Genomic DNA, 25827 nt, shown 5'->3' on the forward strand with positions numbered 1-25827 from the left:
GGGCGAGGAGGAGCCTCGGTACCTTCCCTCCGCCGGTTCTAGCCGGTTCAGGTTCAACGGGTTCACGCCAGTGCGCATCTCAGCCCGTTTCCGGGCACCCCGAGGTACCGCGAGATCTAGTCTGCCGCGCCGGGAGCTTCAAGCCGCATTGGGAGGCGGGGCGGGCGACCCGAGCTCGACCGGGTTTGCCAACGGGGCGGTCTTGGGCTAGCGCTGCGTACCGACGAGGCGGGAGTGACCCAACGACATGAGCCTGAATTCCTACGGCCACCTGTTCCGCGTGACGACCTGGGGCGAGAGCCACGGCCCGGCCCTCGGCTGCACGGTCGACGGCTGCCCGCCCAACGTGCCGCTCGAGGCTCCTGCCATCCAGCACTGGCTCGACCGCCGGCGCCCCGGACAGAACAAGATGACCACCCAGCGCAAGGAGCCGGACGAGGTCGAGATTCTCTCCGGCGTGTTCGAGGGGCGGACCACCGGCACCCCGATCCAGCTGATGATCCGCAACACCGACCAGCGGTCGAAGGACTACGGCGAGATCGCCGAGACCTTCCGCCCCGGCCACGCCGACATCACCTACTGGCAGAAGTACGGCATCCGCGACTACCGCGGCGGCGGCCGCTCCTCGGCGCGCGAAACCGCGGCCCGCGTCGCCGCCGGCGGCGTCGCCCGCGCGGCGTTGGCCGAGCTCGCGCCCGGGATCGATGTCCGGGGCTACATGGTCCAGATGGGCGAGAAGCACATCGACCGCAATCGCTTCGATTGGGAGTCGATCGATACCAACCCCTTCTGGTGCCCCGACCCAGGTGCCGTGCCGGAGTGGACCGACTACCTCGACTGGCTGCGCAAGGATGACCACAACTCCGTGGGCGCGATGATCGAGGTGGTGGCGCGCGGCGTACCCGCGGGCCTCGGTGCCCCGGTCTACGGCAAGCTCGATACCGACCTCGCCGCCGCCTGCATGTCGATCAACGCGGTGAAGGGTGTCGAGATCGGTGAAGGCATGGCGGCGGCCGGTCTCACGGGCCGCGACAACGCCGACGAGATCGTCATGGGCGAAAGCGGCCCGGAATACACGTCGAACCACGCGGGCGGGATCCTGGGCGGCATTTCCACCGGGCAGGAGATCGTCGTGCGCTTTGCGGTGAAGCCCACCAGCTCGATCCTTTCGCCGCGCCGGTCCATCCGGAAAGACGGCAGCGCGACCGAAGTGGTCACCAAGGGCCGCCACGACCCCTGTGTTGGCATTCGCGCCGTCCCGGTGGGTGAGGCGATGGTCGCCGCGGTGATCCTTGACCACCTCCTGCTCGACCGGGGGCAGACGGGAGGCGTGCGGGGACAGATCGGCTGACGCTGACAGCCTGCTGACAGGAAGCTGTCAGCAGGCCTGTGGCATGATGGGGCAGTCCCAACCGGAGAGCCCTCATGTCAACGATCTTCTACCACAGCCCCGCCTCCCGCTCCGAGACCGTCGCCGCCGCCATTGCCGAGATGGACGTGGGCAACAGGATCGAGACCCGGATCGTCACGATCCCGCGCCAGGACGGCTCGGGCGGCAGGGACCCGGACAACCCGCACCCCGAAGGCAAGGTGCCTGTGCTGGTGCACGACGGGCGGATGATCTGGGAGCGTCCGGCCATCCTGACCTTCCTGTCCGAGCTCTTCCCCGAGGCTCCCGCCGTCTGCCCACCGGGTCATCCCGAGCGGGGGCCCTTCCTGTCGTGGCTCGCCTACTATGGCGACGTCGTGGAGCCGGTTGTGATCTGCCAGGCCGCGGGCATCTCGCACGACTGGCTCTATGCCGCGATCCGGGGGCCCGAGGAGGTCTTCCAGAGGCTTGCCGGAACGCTCGAAGACGGCCGACCCTATCTTCTGGAGTGCGGCTTCACGACCGCCGACCTGCTGATGGCCTCACCGTTCCTCTACTTCCCCGACCTAGTTCCCGACATGCCCGCCGTTCGGGATTGGGTGGCCCGGGTCGGCGCGCGGGATCAGCGCAACGCGGCCGAGGTCGGCGCCTCCGCCTGACCCTTCTGCTTCGAGAGCTGGACGGCCAGGATGCCTCCGGCGATGACAGCCACGCCGACCAGGTCGGCGGGGCCGATCCGTTCGCCGAGCAGGATCGCCGCGATGCTCACGCCGAAGAACGGCGTGAGGAAGTGGTAGACCGCAGCGCGGACGGCGCCGATGCGGTTGACCAGCCAGACCCAGGTCACCGTCGCCAGCACGCCCGGAACGATCGTGGTGTAGACGAAGGCCGCGACCAGCTGCCAGCTCCAGTCGATGACCAGGGCCTCACTGACCACGGCGGGCCCCGCGAGCGCGGCGGCGCCCACGAGCATCTGCAGGCCCACGATCATCAGGAAGTCGCCGCCGGAGGAGGCGCCCTTGACGGAGAGCGTCGCCACGGTCAGCGACAGCACGCCAAGGATGCAGAGCGCCACGCCCGCAAGGTCGGCCCCGCCCGAGACCCGGCTGCCCATGATGAGCGCCACACCCGCGATCCCGGCCACGAGTCCCAGGACGCCCTGCAGCGGCAGCCGCGCGCCCTGCGCCCAGCTCACGCCCGCGACCAGCAGCGGCATGGCGGAGGCGATGATCGCGGCGAGGGAGGCCTCGACCGTCCGCATCGCCATGAAGTTCGCACCGAGGTAGATGGCGTTCTGGCAGACGCCGAAGATGACGACGGCGCTCCATTGCCGGCGGGTGAGCCGCCAGCTCTGGCCCAGCGCCTTGGCGATGAGGACCCCGGCGAGACCGGAAATCAGGAAGCGCAGGCAAAGGGAGGTGAGCGGCGGGGCATAGGTCACGATCACCCGCGCCGAGGTGAAGGCCGAGGCCCACATGATACCGAAGGCCACTCCGGCCGCCACCGCCCGTAGATCCAAAGGCCTGCCCCTCGTCCGCTCGCTGCTCTTGTGCGGACGTTGGATCATGCCCGGCCGAAAAGGAAAAGGGCCGCCGGTTGGCGACCCTTGTCCGAATTCATCTGTAGAGGGATCAGCCGTTCACGCTGTCCTTCAGGGCCTTCGCGATGGTCATCTTGACCACCTTGTCGGCGTCCTTCTTGATCTGCTCGCCGGTGGCCGGGTTGCGGACCATGCGCTCGGGGCGCTCACGGCAGTAGATCTTGCCGACGCCGGGCAGGGTCACGGCACCGCCGCTCGAGACCTCCTTGGTGATCACGGTGGTCACCGCGTCGAGAGCGGCGCCAGCGGTCTTCTTGTCGCTTCCCATTTCGTCGGCCAGGGCGGCGACGAGCTGGGTCTTGGTCATGGGCTTGTTGGCCATGTGATTGTCTCCTTCACTGCCCGACATTCTGGGGCTCGGTTCCGGCATTAAACGGCATCTTGTGATGCCACACAACGAAATGTGCACCTAAATCGCGCTGAAATCGCAGATTTTCAGTGGAAAACCGCCGAAATGCCGCACTCAGGGACGATGTGGGCGACCCATATCTTGGATTTGACCTCGGATCAGAGGAAAGCTGTCTCCTCGAAAGAGCGCAACTTCCGGCTGTGGATCCGCGCGAGAGGCATCTCGCGGAGGTACTCCATGGCCCGGATCCCGATCATCAGGTGCCGCGAGACCTGCGTCTTGTAGAAGTCGGACGCCATTCCGGGCAGCTTCAGCTCACCGTGCAGCGGCTTGTCCGAGACGCAGAGAAGCGTGCCGTAGGGGACCCGGAAGCGGAAGCCGTTGGCCGCGATCGTCGCGCTTTCCATGTCGAGCGCGACGGCCCGGCTCTGGCTCAGCCGCTGTACGGGGCCGGTCTGGTCGCGAAGCTCCCAGTTGCGGTTGTCGAGGCTCGCCACGGTGCCGGTCCGCATGATGCGCTTGAGTTCGTAACCCTCCAGCTCGGTCACCTGCGCAACAGCGCTCTCGAGCGCGACCTGGATCTCGGCCAGCGGCGGGATCGGCACCCAGATCGGCAGGTCGTCGTCCAGCACCTTGTCCTCGCGCAGGTAGGCATGGGCCAGCACGAAGTCGCCCAGCCGCTGCGAGTTCCGCAGGCCGGCGCAATGTCCGACCATGAGCCAGGCATGGGGCCGCAGCACCGCGATATGGTCCGTGGCGGTCTTCGCGTTCGAGGGGCCGACGCCGATATTGACGAGGGTGATCCCCTGCCCGTTCTTCCGCTTCAGGTGGTAGGCGGGCATCTGGGGCATCTTCGCCGGGATCGGGATCTCGGCCTTCGGATCCGTGATCTCGAGGTCGCCGGTCGTCACGAAGGAGGTGTAGCCGAGCTCTGGATCGGAAAGCGCGGCCCGGGCGAAGGCCTCGAACTCGTCGACGTAGAACTGGTAGTTGGTGAACAGGACGTGGTTCTGGAAATGCGAGGCGCTGGTCGCCGTGTAATGCGCCAGACGCGCCAGCGAATAGTCGACCCGTTGCGCCGTGAAGGGCGCGAGAGGGGCGGCGCCGTCCTCGTAGAGAAAGCCCAGCCCGTTCACGATGTCGTCGTTGGTCGAGGCGAGGTCCGGGACGTCGAAGAAGTCCCGCAGAACGAAGCTTGCCGCGCCCTCCTGCGGCACGGTGATGCCGGCGTTGGCCACGGCGAAGTGCACCGGGATCGGCGTGGTCGAGGGCCCGATCACCACGGCAGTCCCGTGGTTCTCCAGCAGCAGCCCGATCTGCTGGATCAGGTAGCGCTCGAAGAGATCGGGCCGTGTGATCGTCGCCGCGTATGTGCCGGGCTGCGAGACGTGGCCGAAGCTCAGACGGCTGTCGACGGCGGAATAGCTCGTCGTCGTCAGCCGCACCTCGGGATAGTAGGCGCGGAACCGGCTTTCGGGCGCCCCCTGCGCGATTGCCTCTGCGAACCGCTCGCACAGGTAGCCGGTCGCCTCGTCGTAGAGTTCCTTGAGCCGGGCGACCGCCGCCTCCGCATCGGTGAAGGGCTCGGGCGCCGACACCTTGGGCGACTGGATGCGGTGATGGGCGTCGCTGGGCATGAAGACGGTCATTGGGGCTCCGGTTCTCGGGGTGCCTCAGGACACACCAGTTTGACGACAGGGGCAAGACGGGCACCGGAACCGCCGCCCTGTTCCGGCGGTTCAGCCCCCGCCATGACGCAGCCCGACGACCTCGTCTACTACCCCGATGACCGACCGGGGATTCGCCGCCGCCGCGCGGGCCGCGGCTTCGCCTACTATGCGCCCGACGGGACCCGGATCGACGATCGCAGAGAGCGCCGCCGGATCAAGGCGCTCGCGGTGCCGCCGGCCTACGAGGACGTCTGGATCTGCCCCCAGCCCAACGGGCATCTGCAGGCGACCGGTCGGGATACCCGAAAACGAAAGCAGTACCGCTACCACCCGGACTGGCGCGCTTGGCGTGACGCGACGAAATTCGATGGTCTCGCCGAGTTCGGCCGGGCCTTGCCCACGCTGCGCCGCCGGATCCGCGCCGATCTGGCAGGCGAGGCCGGCGAACGCGACACAGCGATCGCGGCGGTCCTTGCTCTGATCGACCGGCTCTCGCTTCGTGTCGGTCATGCCGATACTGCGCGAGAGAACGGCACCTATGGCGCAACGACCCTGCGAAACAGCCACGTCACGCTCGAGGAAGGCAGCATTCGGCTGCGCTACCCTGGCAAAGGTGGCGGCATTGTCGACAAGCGCCTGAAGGACGCTCGTCTGATGAAGCTCCTCGGTCGGTTGCACGATCTGCCCGGGGCCAGCTTCGTCTCCTGGGTCGGCCCCGACGGCGCGTCGCACGAGGTGAGTTCGCACGCGGTGAACGCCCGCATCTCGGAGATCACGGGCGAGAGCGGTTTCACGGCAAAGACTTTCCGCACATGGGCCGGGTCGGAAGCCGCGCTCTCCGTCGCTCTTCAGCCGCAGCCGACGACGATCCGCGCGATGACGGAAGCCGCCGCCGCGAGGCTCCACAACACCCCGGCGATCTCTCGGTCGAGCTACGTTCACCCGCGGGTCATCGCCCTGTCCGAGGCCACCGATGCCGAGCGGCTTGCGTTGATGGAGGATCTGCCGGCCCGGGCGGAATTGCGCCAGGCGGAACGCGCCTTGCTCCGGTTGCTCGATCAGTAGGAGGAGACTGCAATGTCCGACACGACTCTAGACCGTTTCCTTTCGGCCCAGGCCGAGGACTACGACACCGCACGCACGGAGATCCTGGCCGGACGAAAGCAGACCCACTGGGTCTGGTATATCTATCCGCAGCTGCGGGGCCTGGGTTCGTCGGATCGCGCGCATCTCTACGGGATCGCCGACCTCGACGAAGCGAGGCGCTACCTCGCGCATCCGATCCTCGGGAACCGCTTGGTGGAGATGGCCGAAACGCTCATGATGCATGCGGGCAAGGAACCCGAAGACATACTGGGCAATATCGATGCCCTGAAGGTCCGGAGCTGCATGACGCTTTTCGAGAAGGTCCCGGACGCGCCGCCGGTATTCACGCAGGTGCTCGACACCTTCTACAACGGCGAGCGCTGCCCGAAGACCCTGCAGATGCTGTGAGCAACAGGCGGCGCCCCTTGCCAATCCGCCTGCGCGACCCCATCACCGCTGCATGACCGGAACGCTTCTGTCCCTCGGCCACGGCTATTCCGCCCGGGCCCTTGCCCGGCTCCTGCTGCCCCAGGGGTGGGAGATCATCGGAACGACACGGACGCCCGAAAAGGCCGCTGACCTGGCAGAGACCGGGATTTCCCCGGTGGTCTGGCCCGGGGCTGATCTGTCGCCCCATATCGACCGCGCCACGCATATCCTCGCCTCCGCCGCGCCCGGCGAGGACGGGGACCCGATCCTGAACGAGATCGGCGACCAACTGGCGGCGGCCAGCCCCGAATGGGTCGGCTATCTCTCCACCACCGGCGTCTACGGCGATCACGAGGGTGACTGGGTCGACGAGACCACGCCGCTCGCGCCGTCCACCAAGCGGGGGCAGCACAGGGTCGAGGCGGAAGCTCAATGGTGCGCCACCGGCCTGCCGCTCCACATCTTCCGTCTCGCCGGGATCTACGGCCCGGGTCGCGGTCCCTTCTCCAAGGTCCGCAAGGGCACGGCGCGGCGGATCGTGAAGCGCGGGCAGGTCTTCAGCCGGATTCATGTCGACGACATCGCGCAGGTCCTCGCCGCCTCTATCGCCCGTCCCGATCCCGGCGCGGTCTACAATGTCTGCGACGACGATCCCGCCCCGCCGCAGGACGTCATCGCCCATGCCGCCGAACTGCTCGGAAAGCCTCTCCCGCCCGAGGAGGATTTCGAGACCGCCGAGATGAGCCCGATGGCCAGAAGCTTCTACGCCGAGAGCAAGAAGGTCTCGAACCGCCGCATCAAGGAGGAACTCGGCGTGCGCCTTCTCTACCCCGACTACCGCGCGGGACTCGCGGCCCTGCTTGAAGACGAGGGCTGATCCGCCATATCTGCCGCGAAGCGACAGGGACAAATCATGACCTTCAGAGAGAAGCTCGCCGGTCTCCTCGACTCCGCGCGCGTGCGCAACTTCATCATCGGGGTGATCCTCTTCAACGCGGTCATTCTCGGGATGGAGACGATCGACTCCATCATGGCGACGGCGGGTCCGCTGATCGTCTTGCTCGACCGGATCTGCCTGGCGATCTTCACGATCGAGATCGCAGCGAAGCTCTACGCATGGGGTCCGCGTTTCTTCCGGTCGGGCTGGAACATTTTCGATTTCATCATCGTCGGGATCTCGCTCGTTCCGGCAAGCCAGGGGCTCTCCGTGCTGCGGGCGCTCCGCATCCTGCGGGTCCTGCGGGTGATGTCCGCCGCCCCGCGCCTGCGGCGCGTGGTCGAGGGCTTCATCACTGCCCTGCCCGGGATGGGCTCGGTCTTCCTACTGATGGGACTGATTTTCTACATCGGCTCGGTCATGTCGACGAAGCTCTTCGGCGAGACCTTCCCCGACTGGTTCGGCTCGCTCGGGCGGTCGGCCTACTCGCTCTTCCAGATCATGACGCTGGAAAGCTGGTCGATGGGCATCGTGCGGCCTGTCATGGAGGTCTACCCCCACGCCTGGCTCTTCTTCGTGCCCTTCATCATGGTCACGACCTTCGCCGTGGTGAACCTGCTGGTCGGCCTCATCGTGAACTCGATGCAGGACGCCCACCACGAAGAGGACGCCGCCGCGACCTCCGACTATCGGGACGAGGTCTTGGCGCGTCTCGAGGCGATCGAGAAGCGTCTTCCGGACAAGAAGTAGCCGTCGCTACCTGTCGGCCGGCGGGGTCCACATGACGTCGGTCAGCCGCGGCGCGTGAGTCGCCAGCATGACGAGCCGGTCGAAGCCCAGCGCGATCCCGGAGGTCGGCGGCATCTCTGCCAGGGCGTCGAGCAGGTCCTCGTCGAGCGGATAGCGGCTCCCGTAGATCTCCTCCCTCCGGTCCATGTCGGCCTCGAAGCGGGCGCGCTGCTCGGCCGGGTCGGTCAGCTCGCCGAAGCCGTTGGCCAGTTCGACGCCGCAGGCGAAGAGCTCGAACCGTTCCGCGGTGCGCGGATCGGCAACGGAGCGCCGCGCGAGCGCGGCCTCGGGCGACGGGTAGGCGTCGAGGATCACCGGGCCGGGCCCGAGAGCCGGCTCTATCCGCTCGGTCAGGGCGCGGGAAAACAGGTCCGACCAGGTGTCGTCCGCCGCATGACGGATGCCGGCGCGGTCCAGCTCGGCAGCGAGCGCGGCGGTGTCCGGTCCGTTCGGCGTGAGTGTCGAGAGGAGGTCCATGCCCTGCGCGGCGAAGGATTCGGCCAGGGTCACCCGGCGGGGCGAGGCCAGCGGATCGCAGGAGATGTCACCGTGGCGAAAGCTCTCCACGCCCGCGGCCCGCGCCGCGATGGAGAGGATCGCCGTGCAGTCGTCCATGAGTTGCTCGTAGGGCGCTCCGGCGCGGTACCACTCGAGCATGGTGAACTCGGCCGTGTGCCGGGACCCGCCCTCGCGATTGCGCCAGACATGGGCGAAGGCGAAGATCTTCTCCTCGCCGCCCGCCAGCAGCTTCTTCATCGCGAACTCTGGGCTCGTGTGCAGGTATCGGCTCCGGCGGGCCAGGTCGGTGCCGATGACCTCAGTCTCGAAAGCGTGCAGGTGCGTCTCGTTGCCCGGGGAGGTGACCAGGCAGGCCGGGTCGACCTCGGTGAAGCCCTCTTGAGCGAACCAGGCGCGCAGGGCCGACTGGATGCGGTTGCGCGCCAGCAGGAGCGGCCGGCGGTCGGCGTGGCTGCGCCACCATGACATCTCTGGCCCTCACGGCTGCGATACGATAGAGCCGCGCGTAATCTCGCACGCCCTATTTCACAAGGAGGGTTCTCTTGGCCAAGGTCATCGCCTCGCAGCTCCGCAAGGGCAATGTCGTGGATATCAACGAGCAGCTCTACGTCATTCTGTCTGCCCAGAACGTCAGCCCCGGCAAGGGCACCCCGGTCACCCAGGTCGACATGCGCCGCATTTCGGACGGCACCAAGGTCAGCGACCGGTGGAAGACGACGGACAGCGTCGAGCGCGCGCACGTCGAGGAAAAGCAGTTCGACTTCCTCTACGACGATGCCGAGGGATTCCACTTCATGGACCCCGAGACGTTTGAGCAGGTCGCGGTGGACCCGGATGTTGTTGGCGACAGCAAGGTCTGGCTGCGCGACGGGATGCGCTGCTACCTCTCGATCCACAACGAGATCGCGATCGCCATGCAGCTGCCGCAGAAGGTCACGGTCGAGATCGTGGATACCGAGCCCGTGGTGAAGGGGCAGACCGCCTCCTCGTCCTACAAGCCCGCCGAGGCGGACAACGGCGTTCGGGTCATGGTGCCCCCGCACATCACTACGGGTACTCGCGTCGTGGTGAACACCGAGGATGCGACCTACGTCGAGCGCGCGAAGGACTGAGTTTCCGGAACGGAGGCCGGGCTGGAGCCCGGCCGACGAGGGCGCCTTGCGGGGCGCCCTTTTTTCGTCTGGAGCGTAGACCGGGCTTCAGCCCGGCCCGTCCCCAACTCATGCCGCCTTGCGCGACCGGTTCCGGTTCGGTCGCCGACGGCGCTGGCCACCGGTCTTGGCCTCGGTCCGGGGGGCCTTGCCGCGGCCCCGGGGCGCCGGGCGGGACGAGGGCCAGCGGGTGCCGCCCTCGGTGGGCAGGTCGATACCGAGACGCTTCTCGATATCCTCCAGCGATCCCATCTCGTCCGGCGCGCAGAAGGCCGTGGCCTTTCCTTCGGCGCCGGCGCGGGCGGTCCGGCCGATACGGTGGACGTAGGTATCCGCCACCTCGGGCAGGTCGAGGTTGTAGACGTGGGCCACGCCGGGGATGTCGATGCCGCGCGCGGCGACATCGGTCGCCACGAGAACGGTGACCGACCCGGATCGGAAGGCGTTGAGCGCGCGGTCGCGCTGGCCCTGGCTCTTGTTGCCGTGGATCGACGCGGCGTCGAAGCCGCCCTTCACCAGCCATTTCATCAGTCGTTCCGCCCCGTGCTTGGTGCGGGAGAAGACGAGGGCCCGATCGCCGATGTGACCGGACAGAAGCTCCGCGAGGAGCGCCGGCTTGTCGACCTTCTCGACGAAATGCACGCCCTGGGCGATGCGGTCGGCCGGGAGACCCGGGGCGCTGACCTGCACGCGTGCGGGGCTGTTCAGGTAGGAGGCAGCGAGGCTCTCCATCTCGCGCGGCAGGGTCGCCGAGAACAGCATCGTGTGCCGGTCGTCGGGCAGCATCGGCACAAGCTTCCGCAGGACATGGATGAAGCCCATGTCGAGCATCTGGTCGGCCTCGTCGAGCACGAGATAGCGGGTCTCCGACAGGCTCACGGCGCGGCGCTCGATGAGGTCCATCAGGCGGCCGGGCGTCGCGATCAGCAGATCGGCGCCGCGCTTCATGCGCTCCGACTGGCGGTTGAGGGAGTTGCCGCCGACCACCAGCGCGACCTTCAGGTGCGAACCCTTGGTGAGCGACTCGAGCGCCTCGGCGATCTGGCGGGCGAGTTCGCGCGTCGGCGCGAGGATGAGGGCCGTGGCGCGGCCCGGCGCGGGCGCCTTGCCCTGCGAGGTGAGCGCCTGCACCAGCGGCAGACCGAAGGCGAGCGTCTTGCCGGTGCCGGTCTGGGCGAGGCCCAGCACGTCGCGGCCCTGCAGGGCCTTCGGGATCGCCTCGGCCTGGATCGGCGTGGGATCGGTGAGGCCCATCTCGGTCAGGCGGGCGGTCAGCTTGGGCGCGAGGCCCAGGTCGTCGAAATTCATGTATGTCTTTCCGGCGGGCCGTTGCCCGCCCTTGCCCGCCATCAACGGCGGGGATCGGGGTGCGTGGCCGAACGTAGCCCGCAGGGTCATTCCCGCTCTGGCCGTCCGCCCTGCTCCCGCGCGTGATGTCGGATGCAACTGACGGGCGCCATGTGGCCGTGCTGGCCTCTGCTCACGCGGCAGGGCGGCTCCGTCTTGGTGGCAGTTGGGGCATGACGCCCCCGAAGTCAAGCTATTGCGACCCCAGCCTCTTTCATTCCGTCAAGTGCGGCCTGCAACGAGCCGTCGAGATCGATGCCGCGGCAGAGGTCCTGCCGGACTGTCGTCTCAAAGCCGAGCTTCGCCGCGTCGAGGGCCGAGAAATTCACGCAGAAGTCCGTGGCGAGCCCCACGCAGACGAGCTTGGAGATGCCGCGGGTGCGCAGGTAGCCCTCGAGCCCGGTAGGCGTCTCGTGGTCGTTCTCGAAGAAGGCCGAGTAGCTGTCGATCTCACGCCGGAAGCCCTTGCGGACGATCAGGTCAGCGCGATCGGTGTTCAGGTCGTCGTGAAACTCCGCCCCTCGGCTGCCCTGGATGCAGTGATCGGGCCAGAGCACCTGCGGACCGTAGGGAAAATCGAGAACCTCGAGTGGCTGGCGGCCCTCGTGCTGGCTGGCGAAACTCGCGTGGCCTGCCGGGTGCCAGTCCTGCGTGAGCACCACGGAGTGGAAGTCCTCCATCAGTGCGTTGATGCCCGGAACGATCTCGTCGCCGCCTTCGACGGCCAGCGCGCCGCCAGGACAGAAGTCGTACTGAACGTCGATGACGAGAAGAGCGGTGTCTTTCGCGGGCATGGCATCCTCCTGTCGCTTGTCGCCCTAGCTAGGGCACCGGGGCGGCCGGGTGAAGGCCTAGCGGATTCCCTTGCCGACCACCTGCCGCTGGGCGGTGGTCTGAAGGCCGAGCTGACGCTCGCGCAGGACGATGGCGATACCGGCGGCAATGATGAGTGCCGCGCCCCCCAGCATCGGCCAGGTCGGCACCTCGCCGAACCAGAAAAAGCCGATGACCACGGACCAGAGCATCGAGACATAGGTGAAGGGAGCGACCACGCCCGCGTCGGCCACGCGGTACGAGGAGGTCAGCAGGATCTGACCGCATCCGCCCACGAGCCCCGCCCCGATCATCCAGACCCACTCCAGCCCCTGCGGCCAGACCCATCCGAAGGGCAGCGTGAAGAGCGAGAGCACCGCCGAGGTGCAGGAGAAATAGAAGACGATGGCGGCCGTGGACTCGCGGCCCGACATCGACTTGACGAAGACCTGCGCGAGGGCCGCCATGCAGGCCGAGGCAAGCGTCAGAGCCGCGCCCAGCGCCTCGGTCGTGCCGAAGCCGCCGGAAAAGCGCGGGACGGTGATGATGACGACACCGACCAGGCCCACGAAGACCGCCGAGATCCGCACCAGCCTCAGCCGCTCGCCCAGCATGAGCGCCGCGAGGATCACCATGACGACCGGCGTCACGAACCGGATCGCCGTGACCTCGGGCAGCGGCAGGTACTTCAGGCCCGCGAAGCCCAGCCCCATCGCCATCGTCCCGACGATGCCACGCAGCGCATGGGCCCTGATGTTGTTGGTTCGCACGCCTCCCTTGAGGCTGCCCGTCGACCAGAGCCAGGCGAAGACGATCGGGACCGCGAAGGCCGAGCGGAAGAACATCGCCTCGCCGGCGGGGACCCGCTCCGCCGCCTTGATGAAGGCCGACATGACGGTGAAGACCGTTACCGCACTGGACATGAAGAGAATGCCCTTGAGCGGGCTCTGCTCGGTCGACATGGGAGCGGCTTACGCCTCCGCGCCGAGGGCTTCCAGTGCTTCCGAGAAGTCGGGACCCACGTGGACCGGAATCCCCTTGGATCGCAGCGTCCGGATATGGACCATGTCCGCGGCATCGGCGCCCCGGCCCGGTGCCCTGAGGATCACCCGCTTGACTCGTCCCGGATGACGTCGCGCGGCCGCGGCGTAGATCTCGGCGTCGTGCTGGCCGGTGTCCCCCACCAGCACGAAGGGCAGGCTCGGGTTGGCGGAGAGGATGGTGTCGATCGACCGCGCCTTGTGCTCGCCGTGGTTGGCGGTGATGAACTTGTCCTCCGCCACGCCCAGGTCGCGCAGGAAGAAGGGCCCGAGAACCAGCCCGTGCCGCTCGAACAGGCGGTACAGAAAATCGTGGAGGTTCCAGGGCGAGGAACTGACGTAGAAGACAGGGTCGCGCCCCTCCCGGCTGAGGAGATCCATCAGCCGCACCGCATCATCGAAAATCCTGCGCGTGTGCACGTTCCCGGTCAGCGAGGTCCAGAGCATCCGGGACGCCCGCCAGGCCCCGGTCTCCAGCATGGTGTCATCGATATCGGAGATGATGCCCCGCTTCGCGTTGTCGCCGGGAAGGTAGGCCGAGAGCCGCCGCTCTTCGCTCTGGTCGCCCTCCCAGGGCACGGGCTCCGCGCCGGGGCTCTGGACATGGCCGATTTCGCGCACCGGGATCTCGATCCAGCCTTCTTCTCCGGGCTTCCGGGGAACGCGAAGGACGAAGTACCCCTCCTCGTCGCTGTGCGCCTCGACGCCGCGGGCGGCGAGTACCACGTCCGAGACCTCGTTCGTGAGAAACAGCCGGACCATCTGGCGAAAGTTCGTGAGCCGCCCCTGCTCCGGCCGGGGCGCACCACGCCGCAGCGCCGTCAGCACACGTCCGCGCAACACGATCGTGTCCGAGGTCGCGTAGCCGACGTAAGGGTCGATCACCGGTGGGTCGCCGGGTCGCCCATTGTTCCTGAGCCGGTCCACGCCGCGCTCAATCCGGGTTGCCACCCGGGCGAGGCGTGCCCTCCATGTCATGATGCGGGAGACAACCGTTTGATCGTGCCGTCCGGCGCATCGATCAGGGTCAGGACCGAGCCGTCGGGAGCTTCCACGACATCGCGCACCCGACCAATGCCTTCCGCGATCCGCTCCTCGCCGGTGACGCGGGCCGCATCGATGTCGACCTCGAGACGCACCACCGCGGAGGCGACGAGGCCGCCGATGAGAAGATCGCCCTGCCATTCCGGAAACAGGTCGCCCTCGTACCAGATCATGCCGCCCGGCGCGATGACCGGGTCCCAGTAGTAGACGGGTTGCTCCATCCCCTCCTGCACGGCATCGCCCGAGCCCACCTCGCTGCCGCTGTAGTTGATACCGTAGGAAATAACCGGCCAGCCGTAGTTGAGCCCGGCTTCCGGCCGGTTCAGCTCGTCACCGCCCGCCGGCCCGTGTTCGATCGTCCAGAGGTTGCCGCTCTCGGGGTGCACGGCCGCGCCCTGAATGTTGCGGTGGCCATAGGACCAGATCGCGTCGAGCGCGTCCTCGTCGACGAAGGGATTGTCGTCCGGCGGCGTGCCGTCCTCGGCCGTGAGCCGGACGACCTTGCCGTAGGTCGTATCAAGGTCCTGCGCGAGCTGGCGGTCGGCGCGCGAGAAATGCTCGCCCGTGGTGATCCAGACTGTCTCTTCGTCCGCACCGAAGACGATACGGCTGCCATAGTGCATCGGGTTGCCCGACGGGGGCTGCTGCACGAAGATGTCGGTGACCCCCTGCAGCGTCGTTCCGTCCTCGGAGAGGCTTCCCTTAGCGGCGGCCGTCATGGTCCCACCCTCCACGCGCTTGGCGTAGGTCAGGTAGACCTCCCGGCTCTCGGCGAAGTCGGGAGCCACCGCGACGTCGAGCAGCCCGCCCTGCGAGCGGTTGTCGACATCCGGCACGCCCGCGATCGGGTCCGAGAGAGTTCCGTCCTCGCCGACGGTCCGCAGCCGGCCGGGGCGCTCCGTCACGAGATAACCGCCGTCGGGCAGGCGCGCGATCCCCCATGGGTGGACGAGTCCGTCGGCGAAGGTGGTAACCTCGACCTCCGGCCCGTCCAGGGCGGGCGCCCGGGTCTGTGCCTCGAAGGCGGGCTGGAAGTCGGCATTGGCGGCGCCCTGTTCGACCGGCCCGTCCTGCGCGCAGGCCATGGCGGGGAAGGTCAGGGCGAGGGCGGTTGTCAGTCTGCGCATGGCGAAGGTCCGATCCTTTCAGGGTCCTCGGTGCAACCCTCTCCGGTCAAGGCCGGTTCCGCAGCCTTGCCGCAGCCCAGGCCGCGGCCTCCGCCACCGTCGCGTCCTCCGACCCCATGAGACCTTCTGCGGAGGGTAGAAGCGACGGATCACCGGAATTGCCAATGGCGTACAGGACGTTGCGCAGAAAGCGGTTCACCCCGATCCGCTTGATCGGCGATCCCGAAAAGCGACGGCGGAAGGACGCGTCGTCGAGCTCGGCGAGTTCCGCCAACGGCGGCGGCCCCTCGGTGCGGAGATACCGCATGTCGCTCGCCTCCTGTGCGAACTTGTTCCACGGGCAGATCGCGAGGCAATCGTCGCAGCCGTAGATGCGGTTGCCCATCTTGCCACGCAGCTCCTCCGGGACCGGCCCGTCGTGCTCGATCGTGAGGTAGGAAATGCATCGGCGCGCATCGAGCTGGAAGGGCGCCGGAAAGGCCTCCGTGGGACAGATGTCGAGGCAGCGGGTGCAGCTCCCGCAGTGTTCCGTCTCGCGCGCGTCCGGCTCCAGCTCGACCGTCGTGAAGATGGCGCCCAGGAAGATCCAGTTTCCCAGGTCCCGGCCGAGCAGGTTGGTATGCTTGCCCTGCCAGCCAAGGCCCGCCGCTTCCGCGAGGGGCTTTTCCATCACCGGGGCCGTATCCACGAAGACCTTGATCTCGTGCTCGGGCTCCTGCTCGAGCAGCCAGCGCCCGACCCGCTTCAACCGCTTCTTCACCACGTCGTGGTAGTCGCGCCCCTGGGCGTAGACGCTGATCGCCCCGCGGTCGGCCTCGTCTAGCACCTCGAGAGGATCATGCTCCGGGGTATAGGCCTCCGCCAGCATCACCACGGACCGCGCCTCTGGCCAGAGCGTCGCAGGATCGCCGCGCCAGTGCTTGCGCGCCTCCATCCAGGCCATCTGTCCGTGTCGTCCCTCCTCGAGAAACCGGTCGAGCCGCCCCGCCGCATCCGGAATGGCGTCCGGCCGACAGACGCCCATCTTGGTAAAGCCCGCATCCAGGGCGGCCTGCCTCAGCCTCTCCTTCAGCGACTCCATCTTCATCTAGCTCCAAATACCCTCGGGGGGCTGCCGCGCAGCGGCGGCGGGGGCAGCGCCCCCTCCCCGGCCGGTCTCAGAAGTCGAGGTCGGCGTAGTGCGCAGGCGGCGGAAAGCCGGGCACCTGGTCGGCGAGGATCGAGCGGAAGGCCGGGCGCGACTTGATCTTGGCGTACCAGTCCTTGACCGTCTCGGACCGGTTCCAGTCCACGTCCGAGACGTAGTCCAGGCAGCTCAGATGCGCGGCAGCGGCGAAATCGGCGAGCGTCATCTCGTTCCCCGCCAGCCAGCGGCGCTGATCCAGCAACCAGTGCATATAGTCGAGGTGTTCCTTAATGGCGCGCGCGCCCGCCTTGACGTTCGCGCTGTCCGGATAGCCGGTGCCCATCACCTTGCGGAAAACGCGCTCGCCCATCAGGCGGCTGGTGACTTCGGAATAGAACTTGTCGTCGAACCAGGCGACGAGCCGGCGCGCCTCGTACCGGCTTTCGGGGCTCTTCGGAAGAAGCGGCGGGTCGGGGTGCAGCTCTTCGAGGTACTCGCAGATCGCCCCGCTTTCCGCGAGCATCCGGTTGCCCATCTTGAGCACCGGCACCTTGCCGGCCGGGTTTCGGCGGAGGAAGTCGGGGTCCTTTTCCCAGTACCGCTCCTCGACCAGCTCTACCTCGATCCGCTTCTCAGCCAGCGTGAGCCGGACCTTCCGGGAAAATGGGGAGAGCGGGTAGTGGTAGAGCCTGTTCATCGGCGGACGCCAATCGCAAATTGCCTGACGCTTCTCTTGCCGCGAAACGTACGTAGCTTCAACAGCGGCTCAGCCTGCAGTCATCTCGAAGCAGGCCGCACGACCATCGCGGGCGATAGTCGCGGCACCGTCGACGATCTGTCCGGCCCGGTCGCGGAGCTCGCTGCTCGGCTCGGAGGCGGAGCGGACCTTCGGCGCGGGCAGAAGCGAGGCGAGCAGGCCAGCCTGCGTCGGCGACAGCTCGGAAGCGGGAATCCCGAAGTAATGCTGGGACGCCGCCTCGACGCCGAAGATCCCTTCGTCGAACTCGGCGATGTTGAGATACACCTCGAGAATCCGACGCTTAGGCCAGACCGCCTCCATGACGGGAGTCAGTCCCGCTTCGAGCGCCTTCCTGACATACGAGCGACCGTGCCAGAGAAAGAGGTTCTTCACGACCTGCTGCGAGATCGTCGAGCCGCCCCTCTTGCCGCCGTCTTCCATCGCGGCCCGGATCGCGGTGACGTCGAGGCCCCAGTGACGGCAGAAATCGGCGTCCTCGGCCGCGACGGCGGCGCGCGCCATGACCGGCGCGATGTCCTCCATATCGACCCACTCGCGGGTCACGGGACGGTCGAGACGGTGCGTCTCCTGTATCATGTAGGGTGTCGTCGGCGGATCCACGACCGCGAACAGCGACACGATGAGAAAGGTCAGCACACACGCCCCCAATATAAGCCTGAGCGTCCAACGCCGAACCCGGGCGAGGGGTCCCGGCCCCCTGTCAGCCGGCTTGGAAGACTTTGAACTTTGTGACTTTTTTGCGCGCTTTGCCATTCTGCTCGCACTGCCCGCCGAGGCTTTAGCGTGAGTGTCACGCGATCTCGCCCGGCCTCGATTTCGATGCTGACCATTCCGTCCTGCCGCCTCCGGTTGCGGAGCTGTGAACGGATCTTATTCTTGCCGCCGAATCTGGCCGGATTTGGAAACAACCGGGGCCATCCGGCGACGGATGGCCCCCAATTCGAAACGACGTGCTCAGAGTTCCGACACGTCGAAGTTCCTGTCGATGCCAGCGGTCGCCCTGCCCCAATCGCTGCCGCCGGCCCGGGCCTTGTGGGCCTCGAACGAATCCCTGTCGGCGAACCGCTCGTCGACGCTCCATGTCAGCGGGTCGACCTGCTCGACCTCGAACTTGAGGCAGCCGGGCTCCTGCTTCGTCAGGCGCATGTGCTCGGGCAGATGCGCGCGGACGACCTCGGCTTCGCTCTCGTCCGCGCAGTAGAGGTGACCGGTGACCGCGATCATTCCGCGGGCACCTTGGCCGTCTCGATTCCGAGCGGATGGGCGAGCTTGTCGAGCATCTCCTTCGGGCAGATCTGCACGAAGTTGCCGAGTTCCTCCTCCCAGTGCTGCAGGATGTCCTTGGCCTTGCGGGAGCCGGTTTCCTCGGCATGTCGCTCCACCAGGCCGCGGACCTCTGCCTCCCAGTGATCGGTCGACACCGGGCAGGTAACGAGCGTTTCCATGTTGAGCAGCTTTTCGGCCGCCCCCTCCGGGTCGTAGAGGTAGGCCATGCCGCCGGTCATGCCCGCGCCGAAGTTGGCGCCGATCGGCCCCAGAATCACGGCGACGCCGCCGGTCATGTACTCGCAGCCATTGGTGCCGCAGCCTTCGATCACGACATGCGCACCCGAGTTGCGGACACAGAACCGCTCTCCGGCACGACCGGCAGCGAAGAGGTAGCCGCCCGTGGCGCCGTAGAGGACGGTATTGCCGATGATCGTGTTTTCGGAGGCGACCAGAGGAGAGGCCATCGGTGGCCGCACAACGACGGTGCCCCCCGAGAGGCCCTTGCCGACGTAGTCATTGGCATCGCCCGACACTTCCAGCTTCAGGCCGGGGGCGAGGAAAGCTCCCAGCGACTGGCCGGCCGAGCCGTTCAGCTTCACCGTCAGGTGGTCCGGCTGCAGGTCGTTACGCATACCGAACCGGCGGACGACGTGGCTCGACGTGCGCGTGCCGATGGTCCGGAGCGTGTTCTGTACCGCGTATTGCAGCTGCATCTTCTCGCCATCCTCGAGGAAGCGCGCGGCGTCCTTGATGATCTCGGAGTCGAGCGTGTCGAGCACGTCGTTCCGCGGCTTGGTGCGGTCGTAAGTGATGTGCTCCGCGCCATCGACGGTGATGAGCAGCGGGTTCAAGTCCAGGTCGTCCAGGTGCGCCGCACCGCGCGAGACCTGCGTCAGCAGGTCGGCCCGGCCGATCACCTCGTCGAGGCTGCGCGCGCCGATGGAGGCGAGGATCTCGCGAACCTCGGAGGCGTAGAACGTGATGAGGTTCACCACCTTGTCGGCGTTGCCGGTGAACTTGGCCCTGAGGCGGTCGTCCTGGGTGCAGACGCCCACCGGGCAGGTGTTCGACTGGCACTGGCGGACCATGATGCAGCCCATCGCAATGAGCGCCGCGGTGCCGATGCCATATTCCTCGGCCCCCATCATCGCCGCCATGACGATGTCGCGTCCGGTCCGCAGGCCGCCGTCGGTGCGCAGGGTCACCCGGTCGCGCAGATTGTTCATCGCCAGCACCTGGTGCGCCTCGGTGAGGCCCATCTCCCAGGGCAGGCCGGCGTACTTGATCGAGGTCGCGGGGCTCGCGCCGGTGCCGCCGTTGTGGCCCGAGATCAGGATCACGTCGGCCTTGGCCTTCGCGACACCCGCCGCGATGGTGCCGACGCCCGAGGAGGCCACCAGCTTGACCGTGACCTTGGCGCGCGGGTTGATCTGCTTGAGATCGTAGATGAGCTGCGCGAGGTCCTCGATCGAGTAGATGTCGTGGTGCGGCGGCGGCGAGATCAGCGTGACGCCCTTGGTCGAGTGCCGAAGCCGCGCGATCAGGTCCGTGACCTTCATGCCGGGCAGCTGGCCACCCTCGCCGGGCTTGGCACCCTGGGCGACCTTGATCTCGAGCTCCTCGCACTGGTTCAGGTATTCCGCCGTCACGCCGAAGCGGCCCGAGGCTACCTGCTTGATCTTCGCCGAAGGGTTGTCGCCGTTGGGTTCGGGCACGAAGTGCGCCGGGTCCTCGCCACCCTCGCCGCTGTCGGACTTGGCGCCGATGCGGTTCATCGCGACGTTGAGCGTCTTGTGCGCTTCCGGGCTGAGCGCCCCGAGCGACATGCCCGGCGTGACGAAGCGCTTGCGGATCGAGGTGATGCTTTCGACCTCCTCGATAGGCACCGGCTCACCCATCGGCTTGATCGCCAGCAGGTCGCGCAGGTGGATCGGCTTCGCCTTGGTCATCATCTGGGAGTATTGCTTCCAGATTTCGAAGGAGGCCCGGTCGCAGGCGGACTGCATCATGTGCATGCTCGTCGCCTGCCAGGCGTGGCTCTCGCCCGACTTGCGCGACTTGTAGAAGCCGCCGATGGGGAGCACGTCGCGCCCGCCACGGAAGCCAAGCTGGTGGACCTCCTCGGCCTTCTTCTGGATGCCGGAGACGCCGATGCCGGAGATCCGGCTGTGCATCCCGGGGAAATACTCCGCCACCATCGCGCGGGAGAGACCCACGGCCTCGAAGTTCAGGCCGCCCCGGTAGGACGAGACGACCGAGATCCCCATCTTCGACATGATCTTGAGAATGCCGAGGTCGATGGCCTTGCGGTAGCGCGCCACCGCTTCGGTCAGGGAGCAGTCCAGAAGGCCTCGGTCGATCCGGTCGGCGAGGCTGTCCTCGGCGAGATAGGCGTTCACGACCGTCGCGCCGCAGGCGATCAGCACCGCGAAGTAGTGCGGGTCGATGCACTCGGCCGAGCGCACGTTGAGCGAGGTGAAGGTCCGGAGCCCCTTGCGCGTCAGCCAGCTGTGAACGGCCGACGTCGCGAGGATCATCGGCATCGCCACCATGTCCTCGTTCGCGTGCTGGTCCGTCAGAATGATGTGCCCTGCGCCCGAGCGCACGGCGTCCTCGGCTTCGGCCCGGATCCGGTCCAGCCCGTCGCGGAGGGCGTTCTTGCCCCCGCCGAGCGGGAAGGTGCAATCGATCTCGGTGCAGGGCGAGTTGAAGGCGACCTTCAGCGACTCCCACTGCGCGTTGCCCACGAAGGGACTGTCGAGCACGAGGATCTCGGTCTGCGAGCTATCCTCGTCTAGGACGTTCTTCAGGTTGCCGAAGCGCGTCTTGAGCGACATCACCCGGTACTCGCGCAGGGAGTCGATCGGCGGGTTCGTCACCTGGCTGAAGTTCTGCCGAAAATAGTGGCTGAGCGGTCGGTAGCGCTCGGAGAGCACCGCGGGCGGCGTGTCGTCGCCCATGGAGGCGATGGCCTCTTTCCCGTCCTCGGCCATGGGGGCGAGGATCTGCTCCAGCTCCTCCACGGTATAGCCCGCCGCGATCTGCCGGCGGCGCAGGTCGGCTCCGGTGAAGATCGGCTTCTCGGTTGCCGCGGCCAGCAGATCGTCGAGTTCGTTGATCTTGCCGACCCAGTCACCGAAGGGCTGGGCGGAGGCGAGACGGTCCTTGATCTCGGTGTCGTGGAAGAGCTTGTGCTCCTCCATGTCGACGGCAATCATCTGGCCCGGGCCGAGCGCGCCCTTCTCCTTCACCGTCTTCTCGTCGATGGGCACCATGCCCGCCTCGGAGCCGGCGATCAGCAGGTTGTCCCCGGTAACGACGTAACGCATCGGCCGCAGTCCGTTCCGGTCGAGGCCGCCGCAGACCCAGCGACCATCGGTCATGGCAAGCGCAGCGGGCCCGTCCCAGGGCTCCATCACCGCGTTGCAATAGGCGTACATGTCGCGCCAGGCTTGTGGCAGCTCCTCGGCCTGCTTGGACCAGCTCTCGGGCACCAGCAGTGTCTTCGCCATCGGCGCGCTGCGGCCCGAGCGCACGAGTACCTCGAAGACGGCGTCGAGCGCGGCGGAGTCCGAGGAGCCCTGCGCCACGATGGGTTTGATGTCACCCGCCATGTCTCCGAACGTGGCCGAAGCCATCCGGATCTCGTGGCTCTTCATCCAGTTCAGGTTGCCCTTCAGCGTGTTGATCTCGCCGTTATGCGCGAGCATCCGGAAGGGCTGCGCCAGCCACCACTGCGGGAAGGTGTTGGTGGAATAGCGCTGGTGGTAGATCGCGAAAGCGCTCTCGAAGCGTTCGTCCAGCAGGTCGCGGTAGAACTCGGCCACGTCCTGCGCGAGCATCATGCCCTTGTAGATGATCGACCGGCAGGAGAGCGAGCAGAGGTAGAGCTGCGGCACCTGAGCGGCGGCCGCGGCCTTCTCGATGCGGCGTCGGATCACGTAGAGCTCGCGCTCGAAGGTTTCCTCGTCCACGCCCTTCGAGTTCGAGATCAGGATCTGCTCGATCTCGGGACGGGTCGCGTTGGCCTTGTCGCCCAGCACGCCGATGTTCACCGGGACGTGCCGCCAGCCGTAGATGTAGTAGCCCATCCGCAGGACCTCGGTCTCGACGATGGTCCGGCAGGTCTCTTGCGCGCCGAAATCGGTACGCGGCAGGAAGACCTGGCCCACGGCCATGAGCTGATCCATCCGCGGCTCGTGGCCGGTGCGGCGGATCTGGTCGTAGAAGAACTGCACCGGGATCTGGACGTGGATGCCGGCCCCGTCACCGGTCCGTCCGTCGGCGTCGACCGCGCCGCGGTGCCAGACGGCCTTCAACGCCTGGATGCCGTTCTCGACCACCTGGCGAGAGCTCTTGCCGTCGATAGAGACGACGAGGCCAACCCCGCAGGAGGCATGTTCGTCCTCGGCCCGGAACATCGAGTTCTCGGCCATCCACTTGCGCTTCGCTTCCTCGGCGCGGGCCCAATCGGCATCGTACTTGGTCATGGTCAGGCTCCTTGCGTCGTCACCCGTAGAGGGCACGTGTCTGGGCTTCGGTCAGGCGGTCGTGCTCTCCTTCGAGCGACCAGCTGTCCGGTTTCAGGTCCGCGAAGATCTCGCGCTTGAGTTCGAATCCGTTGCCGTCGTCAAAGAGGCCGACGGGGATCTCGTAGTCGCCCACGCCGTCGCGCCCCTTGTCGTATCTATACCACAGCGCCGACCCGCAGGTGGTGCAGAAGGACCGGCTCGCCCACTCGGACGAGCGGAAGGTCCCGACATTTTCCTCGCCCTCGATCCGGAGCGACGCCTCGGGCACCGTGACGCCGAAGAGCGCCGAGCCCGCCCAGCGCTGGCACTGGCTGCAGTGGCAGACACCGAAGCCGCCGGTCTCCCTCGCACTGAAACGCACCGCGCCGCAGAGGCACTTGCCGGTTCGCGCCATGGCTCAGCCCTCCCGGTTGAGGTTGGGGTGGGTGGCGTCGTAGGCCGCTTGCGGTATCTGCTCGACCTCCGGCCCAAAGGTGAGGCCCGGGATGGCGCGGTCGGAGTAGACGCAGGTGGTCACCCGCGACCCGCCCGCGGCGTCGAAAAGACCTGGCGAGAGTTCGAGGTAGCCCGTGTCCGGGCCATCCACGTACCGGAACCAGACCGCGCTGCCGCAGGTATCGCACCAGGCCCGCTCGGCCAGGCGAGACGACCTGTGCGTCTTGATCGGACCCTCGGAGGTCACGGCCTTGGCCGGAACCTCGACGCCCATCTGGACGCCGCCGCCCCAGCGGGAACAGAGGTCGCAGAAACAGGCCGAGATGCCGCCCAAGTCGGCCTCGGCCCGTATCCGGACGTCTCCGCAGAGGCAGCGGCCCTCGATCACTCGGTCACCTCGAGGCTGATGTCCTGCACGCCGCAGTCGTAGATCGGCTCGCTGGCGAAGAAGCCTTCCTCGCCGGGCTCGATGATCTGCACCGGGCGGTTGTCCCGCTCGGGCCCCATCGTACCGTCCTCGTTCACCTGGGCGGAGGTGCCCGGCAGGAAGAGGCGCTCGTCCTCCATGACGTAGTTCGTGCCCTCCTGGCGGGTCCAGTCGGCGCCCTCTTCCTTGACCTCGGTGGTGTAGGTCATGGCGAGCAGCTCGTGGCCGTCGATCTCCACCGTCTCTCCGGTCAGCACGTCGGCGCCGCGATAACGGGTCTCTTCCGAGCCCTCTTCGTCCAGCGTCTCGGTGATCGTGACAAAGTCGTAGGTGTCGATGCCGCTTTCCAGCAGCTCGGTCAGGGAGGCGGGATCCTCGGGGTCTTCCTCGAGAACGGACCGCGTGCCGGTGACAAGGCCGAGGCTCTCAACCCACTCGGTCTCGGAGTTGATGCGGCTGGCGAAGACGGGGCCCTGCTCGACGAAATCGACGCGCCACTGGTGGCCTTCGGGGTCGCCCTCGCAGGTGTAGTGGTTCGACATCATGCAGCCGCGCTGCTGCACGGTCAGGAACCCGGTGCAGCCCTCGGGCGGCGTCCAGGTCTGCGCGGCGAGCGGGGAGGCCAGCATGGCAAGGGGAAGGGCGAGGCGGATCATTTGGCGATCTCCAGTTTCGACATCATGGCCCCGCAGTCGTACTTCGGATTGGAAGACAGGAAACCGGGCTCTCCCGGAAATATGAACTCAACGGGAGATTCGTCACTCTCCCACTCGTCGTCCGGCGTCGTGATTGTGCTCGTCCCCGAGAGAAACATGCGGAAGTCGGTGGAAATCCACTCGTTACCCGAAGCGCGCCACTCTTCTTCACCGCCGGGGCCGTAGACCACGATGGAGTATTCGGTCTGCTGCAGTGTCACGCCGTCGATGGTCTCGGTCACACCGGTCAGGCCGTCACGGCCCACGTAGCGCGTCTCGCCGATCTCGGGCGAGATCGTGCGGAAATCGTAGGTGTCCTCGCCCGTCTCCAGAAGCTCCGTGAAGGAGGCCGGGTCGCGCGGGGCCTCCTCCAGCCGCTCGCTGTGGCCGCTCGTCATGAAGTGGCTCTCGATCCACTGGGTCTCGGCGTCGATGGCTCCGACGAACTCCAGCCCGTCCTCGCCAAGCACCGCCCGGCGCTGCAGTCCCTCGGGGTCGCCTTCGCAGACGAAGTGGTGCCCGACCGTGCAGGACCGCGACTGCACCGTCAGGAAGGCGTCGCATCCCTGCGGCAATGAAAAGCTCTGCGCCCCGGCGGGTGCCGCAAGCAGGCAAAGGAGAGCGGCGTATCTCATCGGAGTGCCTCCAGCGACGACATCACGACGTCGCAGCCGTAGCGCGGTTCGAGCGCGAGAAACCCCTCCTCGCCCGGGTAGACGAATTCCACCGGCGAGGCGTCCGTCGCCTCCTCCGGCTTGCCCGGGGGCCAGCTCTCGCCCAGGAGGAATAGGCGGTGCCGCTCGGACACGTACTGCCGCCCCTCGAGCCCGTCGATCACCTCGCCCTCCGGGTCGTAGACGGTGAAGCCGAAAGCCGTGGTTCCCAGCGGCTCGCCGTCGATGACGGTCTCGCCCGTCAACCGGTCGAAGCCCACGTATCGGCGCGGCACCTCGCCCTCCTGCGGGACCACGGTGAAGTCGTAGGTGTCGTAGGACGAGGCGAAGAGCTCCGTCAGGCTTTCCGGATCGGGGGCCGGCGTCTGCATGACCCGGCTCCGCGGCGGGGCGAAGTAGTAGGTCGTCAGCCATTGGAACTCGGCGTCGACCTGCTTCACCTGGATCGGACCGTTCTCACCCAGAAGCGCGACCCACTGCATTCCGGCGGGATCGGCCTCGCATGTCCAGACGTGGGTCACGAGGCACTGCTTCTGTTGCACGGTCAGGGTCCCCGTGCAGCCCTCGGGCGGCACGAAGGTCTGGCTCGCCACGGGCGCCGCGGCGAGCATGCAGAGAACCGTCGTCCAGCGCATCCCC

26 protein-coding genes and 1 riboswitch are annotated in these 25827 nt (G+C 67.2%); of the genes, 7 read left to right on the plus strand and 19 right to left on the minus strand.

Translation table 11 applies throughout. The features are described from left to right. Window positions 1–7: 7 nt before the first annotated feature. Window positions 8–112: riboswitch (TPP riboswitch) on the minus strand. A 135-nt stretch (window positions 113–247) separates the two neighbouring features. Continuing rightward, window positions 248–1351, plus strand: a complete 1104-nt coding sequence (gene aroC / locus F3S47_RS12825) for a chorismate synthase (RefSeq protein WP_150445684.1) — start codon at window positions 248–250, stop codon at window positions 1349–1351. A gap of 74 nt (window positions 1352–1425) precedes the next feature. Continuing rightward, window positions 1426–2028 (plus strand): glutathione S-transferase family protein, encoded by a 603-nt coding sequence (locus F3S47_RS12830; RefSeq protein WP_150445685.1) that lies wholly within the window; start codon window positions 1426–1428, stop codon window positions 2026–2028. Here the strand turns inward: F3S47_RS12830 and F3S47_RS12835 are convergent. From F3S47_RS12835 to F3S47_RS12845, 3 genes are all read right to left on the minus strand, one after another. Continuing rightward, on the minus strand, window positions 1992–2888 hold the full coding sequence (locus F3S47_RS12835) for a DMT family transporter (protein ID WP_150445686.1): 897 nt from the start codon (window positions 2886–2888) through the stop codon (window positions 1992–1994). The two genes, F3S47_RS12830 and F3S47_RS12835, sit on opposite strands and share 37 nt — an antisense overlap. Window positions 2889–3000: 112 nt before the next feature. After that, on the minus strand, window positions 3001–3291 hold the full coding sequence (locus F3S47_RS12840) for an HU family DNA-binding protein (RefSeq protein ID WP_150445687.1): 291 nt from the start codon (window positions 3289–3291) through the stop codon (window positions 3001–3003). Between the two features lie 185 nt (window positions 3292–3476). Next, window positions 3477–4967 (minus strand): AMP nucleosidase, encoded by a 1491-nt coding sequence (locus F3S47_RS12845; RefSeq protein ID WP_396280006.1) that lies wholly within the window; start codon window positions 4965–4967, stop codon window positions 3477–3479. A 102-nt stretch (window positions 4968–5069) separates the two neighbouring features. On the opposite strand from F3S47_RS12845, the gene F3S47_RS12850 reads away from it, so the two are divergent. The 4 genes from F3S47_RS12850 to F3S47_RS12865 are packed head-to-tail and all read left to right on the plus strand — an operon-like array spanning window position 5070 to window position 8190. Continuing rightward, window positions 5070–6053: a DNA topoisomerase IB gene (locus F3S47_RS12850; RefSeq protein WP_150445688.1), complete on the plus strand. Its 984-nt coding sequence runs from the start codon at window positions 5070–5072 to the stop codon at window positions 6051–6053. Window positions 6054–6065: 12 nt separating this feature from the next. After that, window positions 6066–6482 carry a DUF1810 domain-containing protein gene (locus F3S47_RS12855; RefSeq protein WP_150445689.1) on the plus strand — a complete coding sequence of 139 codons (417 nt, stop codon included), beginning with the start codon at window positions 6066–6068 and terminating at the stop codon, window positions 6480–6482. A gap of 52 nt (window positions 6483–6534) precedes the next feature. Further along, entirely contained in the window at window positions 6535–7380 is an 846-nt protein-coding gene (locus F3S47_RS12860; protein WP_150445690.1) for an SDR family oxidoreductase, read from the plus strand. Between the two features lie 36 nt (window positions 7381–7416). After that, window positions 7417–8190, plus strand: coding sequence for an ion transporter (locus F3S47_RS12865; RefSeq protein WP_150445691.1), 774 nt, complete (start codon window positions 7417–7419; stop codon window positions 8188–8190). Window positions 8191–8196: 6 nt separating this feature from the next. On the opposite strand, the gene epmA is transcribed toward F3S47_RS12865, so the two are convergent. Further along, a complete protein-coding gene (gene epmA / locus F3S47_RS12870; RefSeq protein WP_150445692.1) occupies window positions 8197–9216 on the minus strand; it encodes an EF-P lysine aminoacylase EpmA in 1020 nt (339 codons plus the stop codon). Between the two features lie 74 nt (window positions 9217–9290). On the opposite strand from epmA, the gene efp reads away from it, so the two are divergent. Beyond that, window positions 9291–9860, plus strand: coding sequence for an elongation factor P (gene efp / locus F3S47_RS12875; protein ID WP_150445693.1), 570 nt, complete (start codon window positions 9291–9293; stop codon window positions 9858–9860). Window positions 9861–9968: 108 nt separating this feature from the next. On the opposite strand, the gene F3S47_RS12880 is transcribed toward efp, so the two are convergent. The 15 genes from F3S47_RS12880 to F3S47_RS12950 form a co-directional block, all read right to left on the minus strand. Further along, window positions 9969–11207: a DEAD/DEAH box helicase gene (locus F3S47_RS12880; protein WP_150445694.1), complete on the minus strand. Its 1239-nt coding sequence runs from the start codon at window positions 11205–11207 to the stop codon at window positions 9969–9971. A 227-nt stretch (window positions 11208–11434) separates the two neighbouring features. Next, entirely contained in the window at window positions 11435–12040 is a 606-nt protein-coding gene (gene pncA, locus F3S47_RS12885; protein ID WP_150445695.1) for a bifunctional nicotinamidase/pyrazinamidase, read from the minus strand. Between the two features lie 57 nt (window positions 12041–12097). Next, window positions 12098–13021: a DMT family transporter gene (locus tag F3S47_RS12890; protein ID WP_150445696.1), complete on the minus strand. Its 924-nt coding sequence runs from the start codon at window positions 13019–13021 to the stop codon at window positions 12098–12100. A gap of 9 nt (window positions 13022–13030) precedes the next feature. Continuing rightward, window positions 13031–13984, minus strand: a complete 954-nt coding sequence (locus tag F3S47_RS12895; RefSeq protein ID WP_191090180.1) for a phosphatase domain-containing protein — start codon at window positions 13982–13984, stop codon at window positions 13031–13033. A gap of 89 nt (window positions 13985–14073) precedes the next feature. Beyond that, window positions 14074–15270, minus strand: coding sequence for a PQQ-dependent sugar dehydrogenase (locus F3S47_RS12900; RefSeq protein ID WP_150445698.1), 1197 nt, complete (start codon window positions 15268–15270; stop codon window positions 14074–14076). A 46-nt stretch (window positions 15271–15316) separates the two neighbouring features. Continuing rightward, window positions 15317–16351: a tRNA epoxyqueuosine(34) reductase QueG gene (gene queG / locus F3S47_RS12905; RefSeq protein ID WP_150446157.1), complete on the minus strand. Its 1035-nt coding sequence runs from the start codon at window positions 16349–16351 to the stop codon at window positions 15317–15319. Between the two features lie 76 nt (window positions 16352–16427). Beyond that, window positions 16428–17093, minus strand: coding sequence for an FtsZ-binding protein FzlA (fzlA, locus tag F3S47_RS12910; protein WP_150445699.1), 666 nt, complete (start codon window positions 17091–17093; stop codon window positions 16428–16430). Between the two features lie 69 nt (window positions 17094–17162). Continuing rightward, window positions 17163–17909 carry a monofunctional biosynthetic peptidoglycan transglycosylase gene (gene mtgA, locus F3S47_RS12915; protein WP_150445700.1) on the minus strand — a complete coding sequence of 249 codons (747 nt, stop codon included), beginning with the start codon at window positions 17907–17909 and terminating at the stop codon, window positions 17163–17165. A gap of 201 nt (window positions 17910–18110) precedes the next feature. Continuing rightward, window positions 18111–18380 carry a putative quinol monooxygenase gene (locus F3S47_RS12920; protein ID WP_150445701.1) on the minus strand — a complete coding sequence of 90 codons (270 nt, stop codon included), beginning with the start codon at window positions 18378–18380 and terminating at the stop codon, window positions 18111–18113. Then, window positions 18377–22915, minus strand: coding sequence for a glutamate synthase large subunit (gene gltB / locus F3S47_RS12925; protein ID WP_150445702.1), 4539 nt, complete (start codon window positions 22913–22915; stop codon window positions 18377–18379). The genes F3S47_RS12920 and gltB overlap by 4 nt, the downstream gene beginning before the upstream one ends. A 19-nt stretch (window positions 22916–22934) precedes the next feature. Further along, window positions 22935–23351, minus strand: a complete 417-nt coding sequence (locus F3S47_RS12930; protein WP_150445703.1) for a GFA family protein — start codon at window positions 23349–23351, stop codon at window positions 22935–22937. Window positions 23352–23354: 3 nt separating this feature from the next. Then, complete coding sequence (locus F3S47_RS12935; protein WP_150445704.1) at window positions 23355–23780, minus strand: GFA family protein; 426 nt, start codon at window positions 23778–23780, stop codon at window positions 23355–23357. Further along, entirely contained in the window at window positions 23777–24475 is a 699-nt protein-coding gene (locus tag F3S47_RS12940) for a hypothetical protein (RefSeq protein ID WP_150445705.1), read from the minus strand. Before F3S47_RS12940 ends, F3S47_RS12935 begins: the two co-directional genes overlap by 4 nt. Then, window positions 24472–25149, minus strand: coding sequence for a hypothetical protein (locus tag F3S47_RS12945; protein WP_150445706.1), 678 nt, complete (start codon window positions 25147–25149; stop codon window positions 24472–24474). Before F3S47_RS12945 ends, F3S47_RS12940 begins: the two co-directional genes overlap by 4 nt. Further along, window positions 25146–25823 (minus strand): hypothetical protein, encoded by a 678-nt coding sequence (locus F3S47_RS12950; RefSeq protein WP_150445707.1) that lies wholly within the window; start codon window positions 25821–25823, stop codon window positions 25146–25148. Before F3S47_RS12950 ends, F3S47_RS12945 begins: the two co-directional genes overlap by 4 nt. Between the last annotated feature and the right edge of the window lie 4 nt (window positions 25824–25827).

The sequence above is a fragment of the Histidinibacterium aquaticum genome (assembly GCF_008710275.1).
In the GTDB taxonomy this organism is placed as follows: domain Bacteria; phylum Pseudomonadota; class Alphaproteobacteria; order Rhodobacterales; family Rhodobacteraceae; genus Oceanicola; species Oceanicola aquaticus.

Bases quoted from the DNA above. Each gene is read 5' to 3' on its own strand.
- aroC (WP_150445684.1), top strand. From the start codon at position 248: ATGAGCCTGAATTCCTACGGCCACCTGTTCCGCGTGACGACCTGGGGC.
- F3S47_RS12830 (WP_150445685.1), top strand. From the start codon at position 1,426: ATGTCAACGATCTTCTACCACAGCCCCGCCTCCCGCTCCGAGACCGTC.
- F3S47_RS12840 (WP_150445687.1), bottom strand. From the start codon at position 3,291: ATGGCCAACAAGCCCATGACCAAGACCCAGCTCGTCGCCGCCCTGGCC.
- F3S47_RS12845 (WP_396280006.1), bottom strand. From the start codon at position 4,967: ATGACCGTCTTCATGCCCAGCGACGCCCATCACCGCATCCAGTCGCCC.
- F3S47_RS12850 (WP_150445688.1), top strand. From the start codon at position 5,070: ATGACGCAGCCCGACGACCTCGTCTACTACCCCGATGACCGACCGGGG.
- F3S47_RS12855 (WP_150445689.1), top strand. From the start codon at position 6,066: ATGTCCGACACGACTCTAGACCGTTTCCTTTCGGCCCAGGCCGAGGAC.
- F3S47_RS12860 (WP_150445690.1), top strand. From the start codon at position 6,535: ATGACCGGAACGCTTCTGTCCCTCGGCCACGGCTATTCCGCCCGGGCC.
- F3S47_RS12865 (WP_150445691.1), top strand. From the start codon at position 7,417: ATGACCTTCAGAGAGAAGCTCGCCGGTCTCCTCGACTCCGCGCGCGTG.
- epmA (WP_150445692.1), bottom strand. From the start codon at position 9,216: ATGTCATGGTGGCGCAGCCACGCCGACCGCCGGCCGCTCCTGCTGGCG.
- F3S47_RS12880 (WP_150445694.1), bottom strand. From the start codon at position 11,207: ATGAATTTCGACGACCTGGGCCTCGCGCCCAAGCTGACCGCCCGCCTG.
- pncA (WP_150445695.1), bottom strand. From the start codon at position 12,040: ATGCCCGCGAAAGACACCGCTCTTCTCGTCATCGACGTTCAGTACGAC.
- F3S47_RS12890 (WP_150445696.1), bottom strand. From the start codon at position 13,021: ATGTCGACCGAGCAGAGCCCGCTCAAGGGCATTCTCTTCATGTCCAGT.
- F3S47_RS12900 (WP_150445698.1), bottom strand. From the start codon at position 15,270: ATGCGCAGACTGACAACCGCCCTCGCCCTGACCTTCCCCGCCATGGCC.
- queG (WP_150446157.1), bottom strand. From the start codon at position 16,351: ATGGAGTCGCTGAAGGAGAGGCTGAGGCAGGCCGCCCTGGATGCGGGC.
- fzlA (WP_150445699.1), bottom strand. From the start codon at position 17,093: ATGAACAGGCTCTACCACTACCCGCTCTCCCCATTTTCCCGGAAGGTC.
- mtgA (WP_150445700.1), bottom strand. From the start codon at position 17,909: ATGGCAAAGCGCGCAAAAAAGTCACAAAGTTCAAAGTCTTCCAAGCCG.
- F3S47_RS12920 (WP_150445701.1), bottom strand. From the start codon at position 18,380: ATGATCGCGGTCACCGGTCACCTCTACTGCGCGGACGAGAGCGAAGCC.
- gltB (WP_150445702.1), bottom strand. From the start codon at position 22,915: ATGACCAAGTACGATGCCGATTGGGCCCGCGCCGAGGAAGCGAAGCGC.
- F3S47_RS12930 (WP_150445703.1), bottom strand. From the start codon at position 23,351: ATGGCGCGAACCGGCAAGTGCCTCTGCGGCGCGGTGCGTTTCAGTGCG.
- F3S47_RS12940 (WP_150445705.1), bottom strand. From the start codon at position 24,475: ATGATCCGCCTCGCCCTTCCCCTTGCCATGCTGGCCTCCCCGCTCGCC.
- F3S47_RS12945 (WP_150445706.1), bottom strand. From the start codon at position 25,149: ATGAGATACGCCGCTCTCCTTTGCCTGCTTGCGGCACCCGCCGGGGCG.
- F3S47_RS12950 (WP_150445707.1), bottom strand. From the start codon at position 25,823: ATGCGCTGGACGACGGTTCTCTGCATGCTCGCCGCGGCGCCCGTGGCG.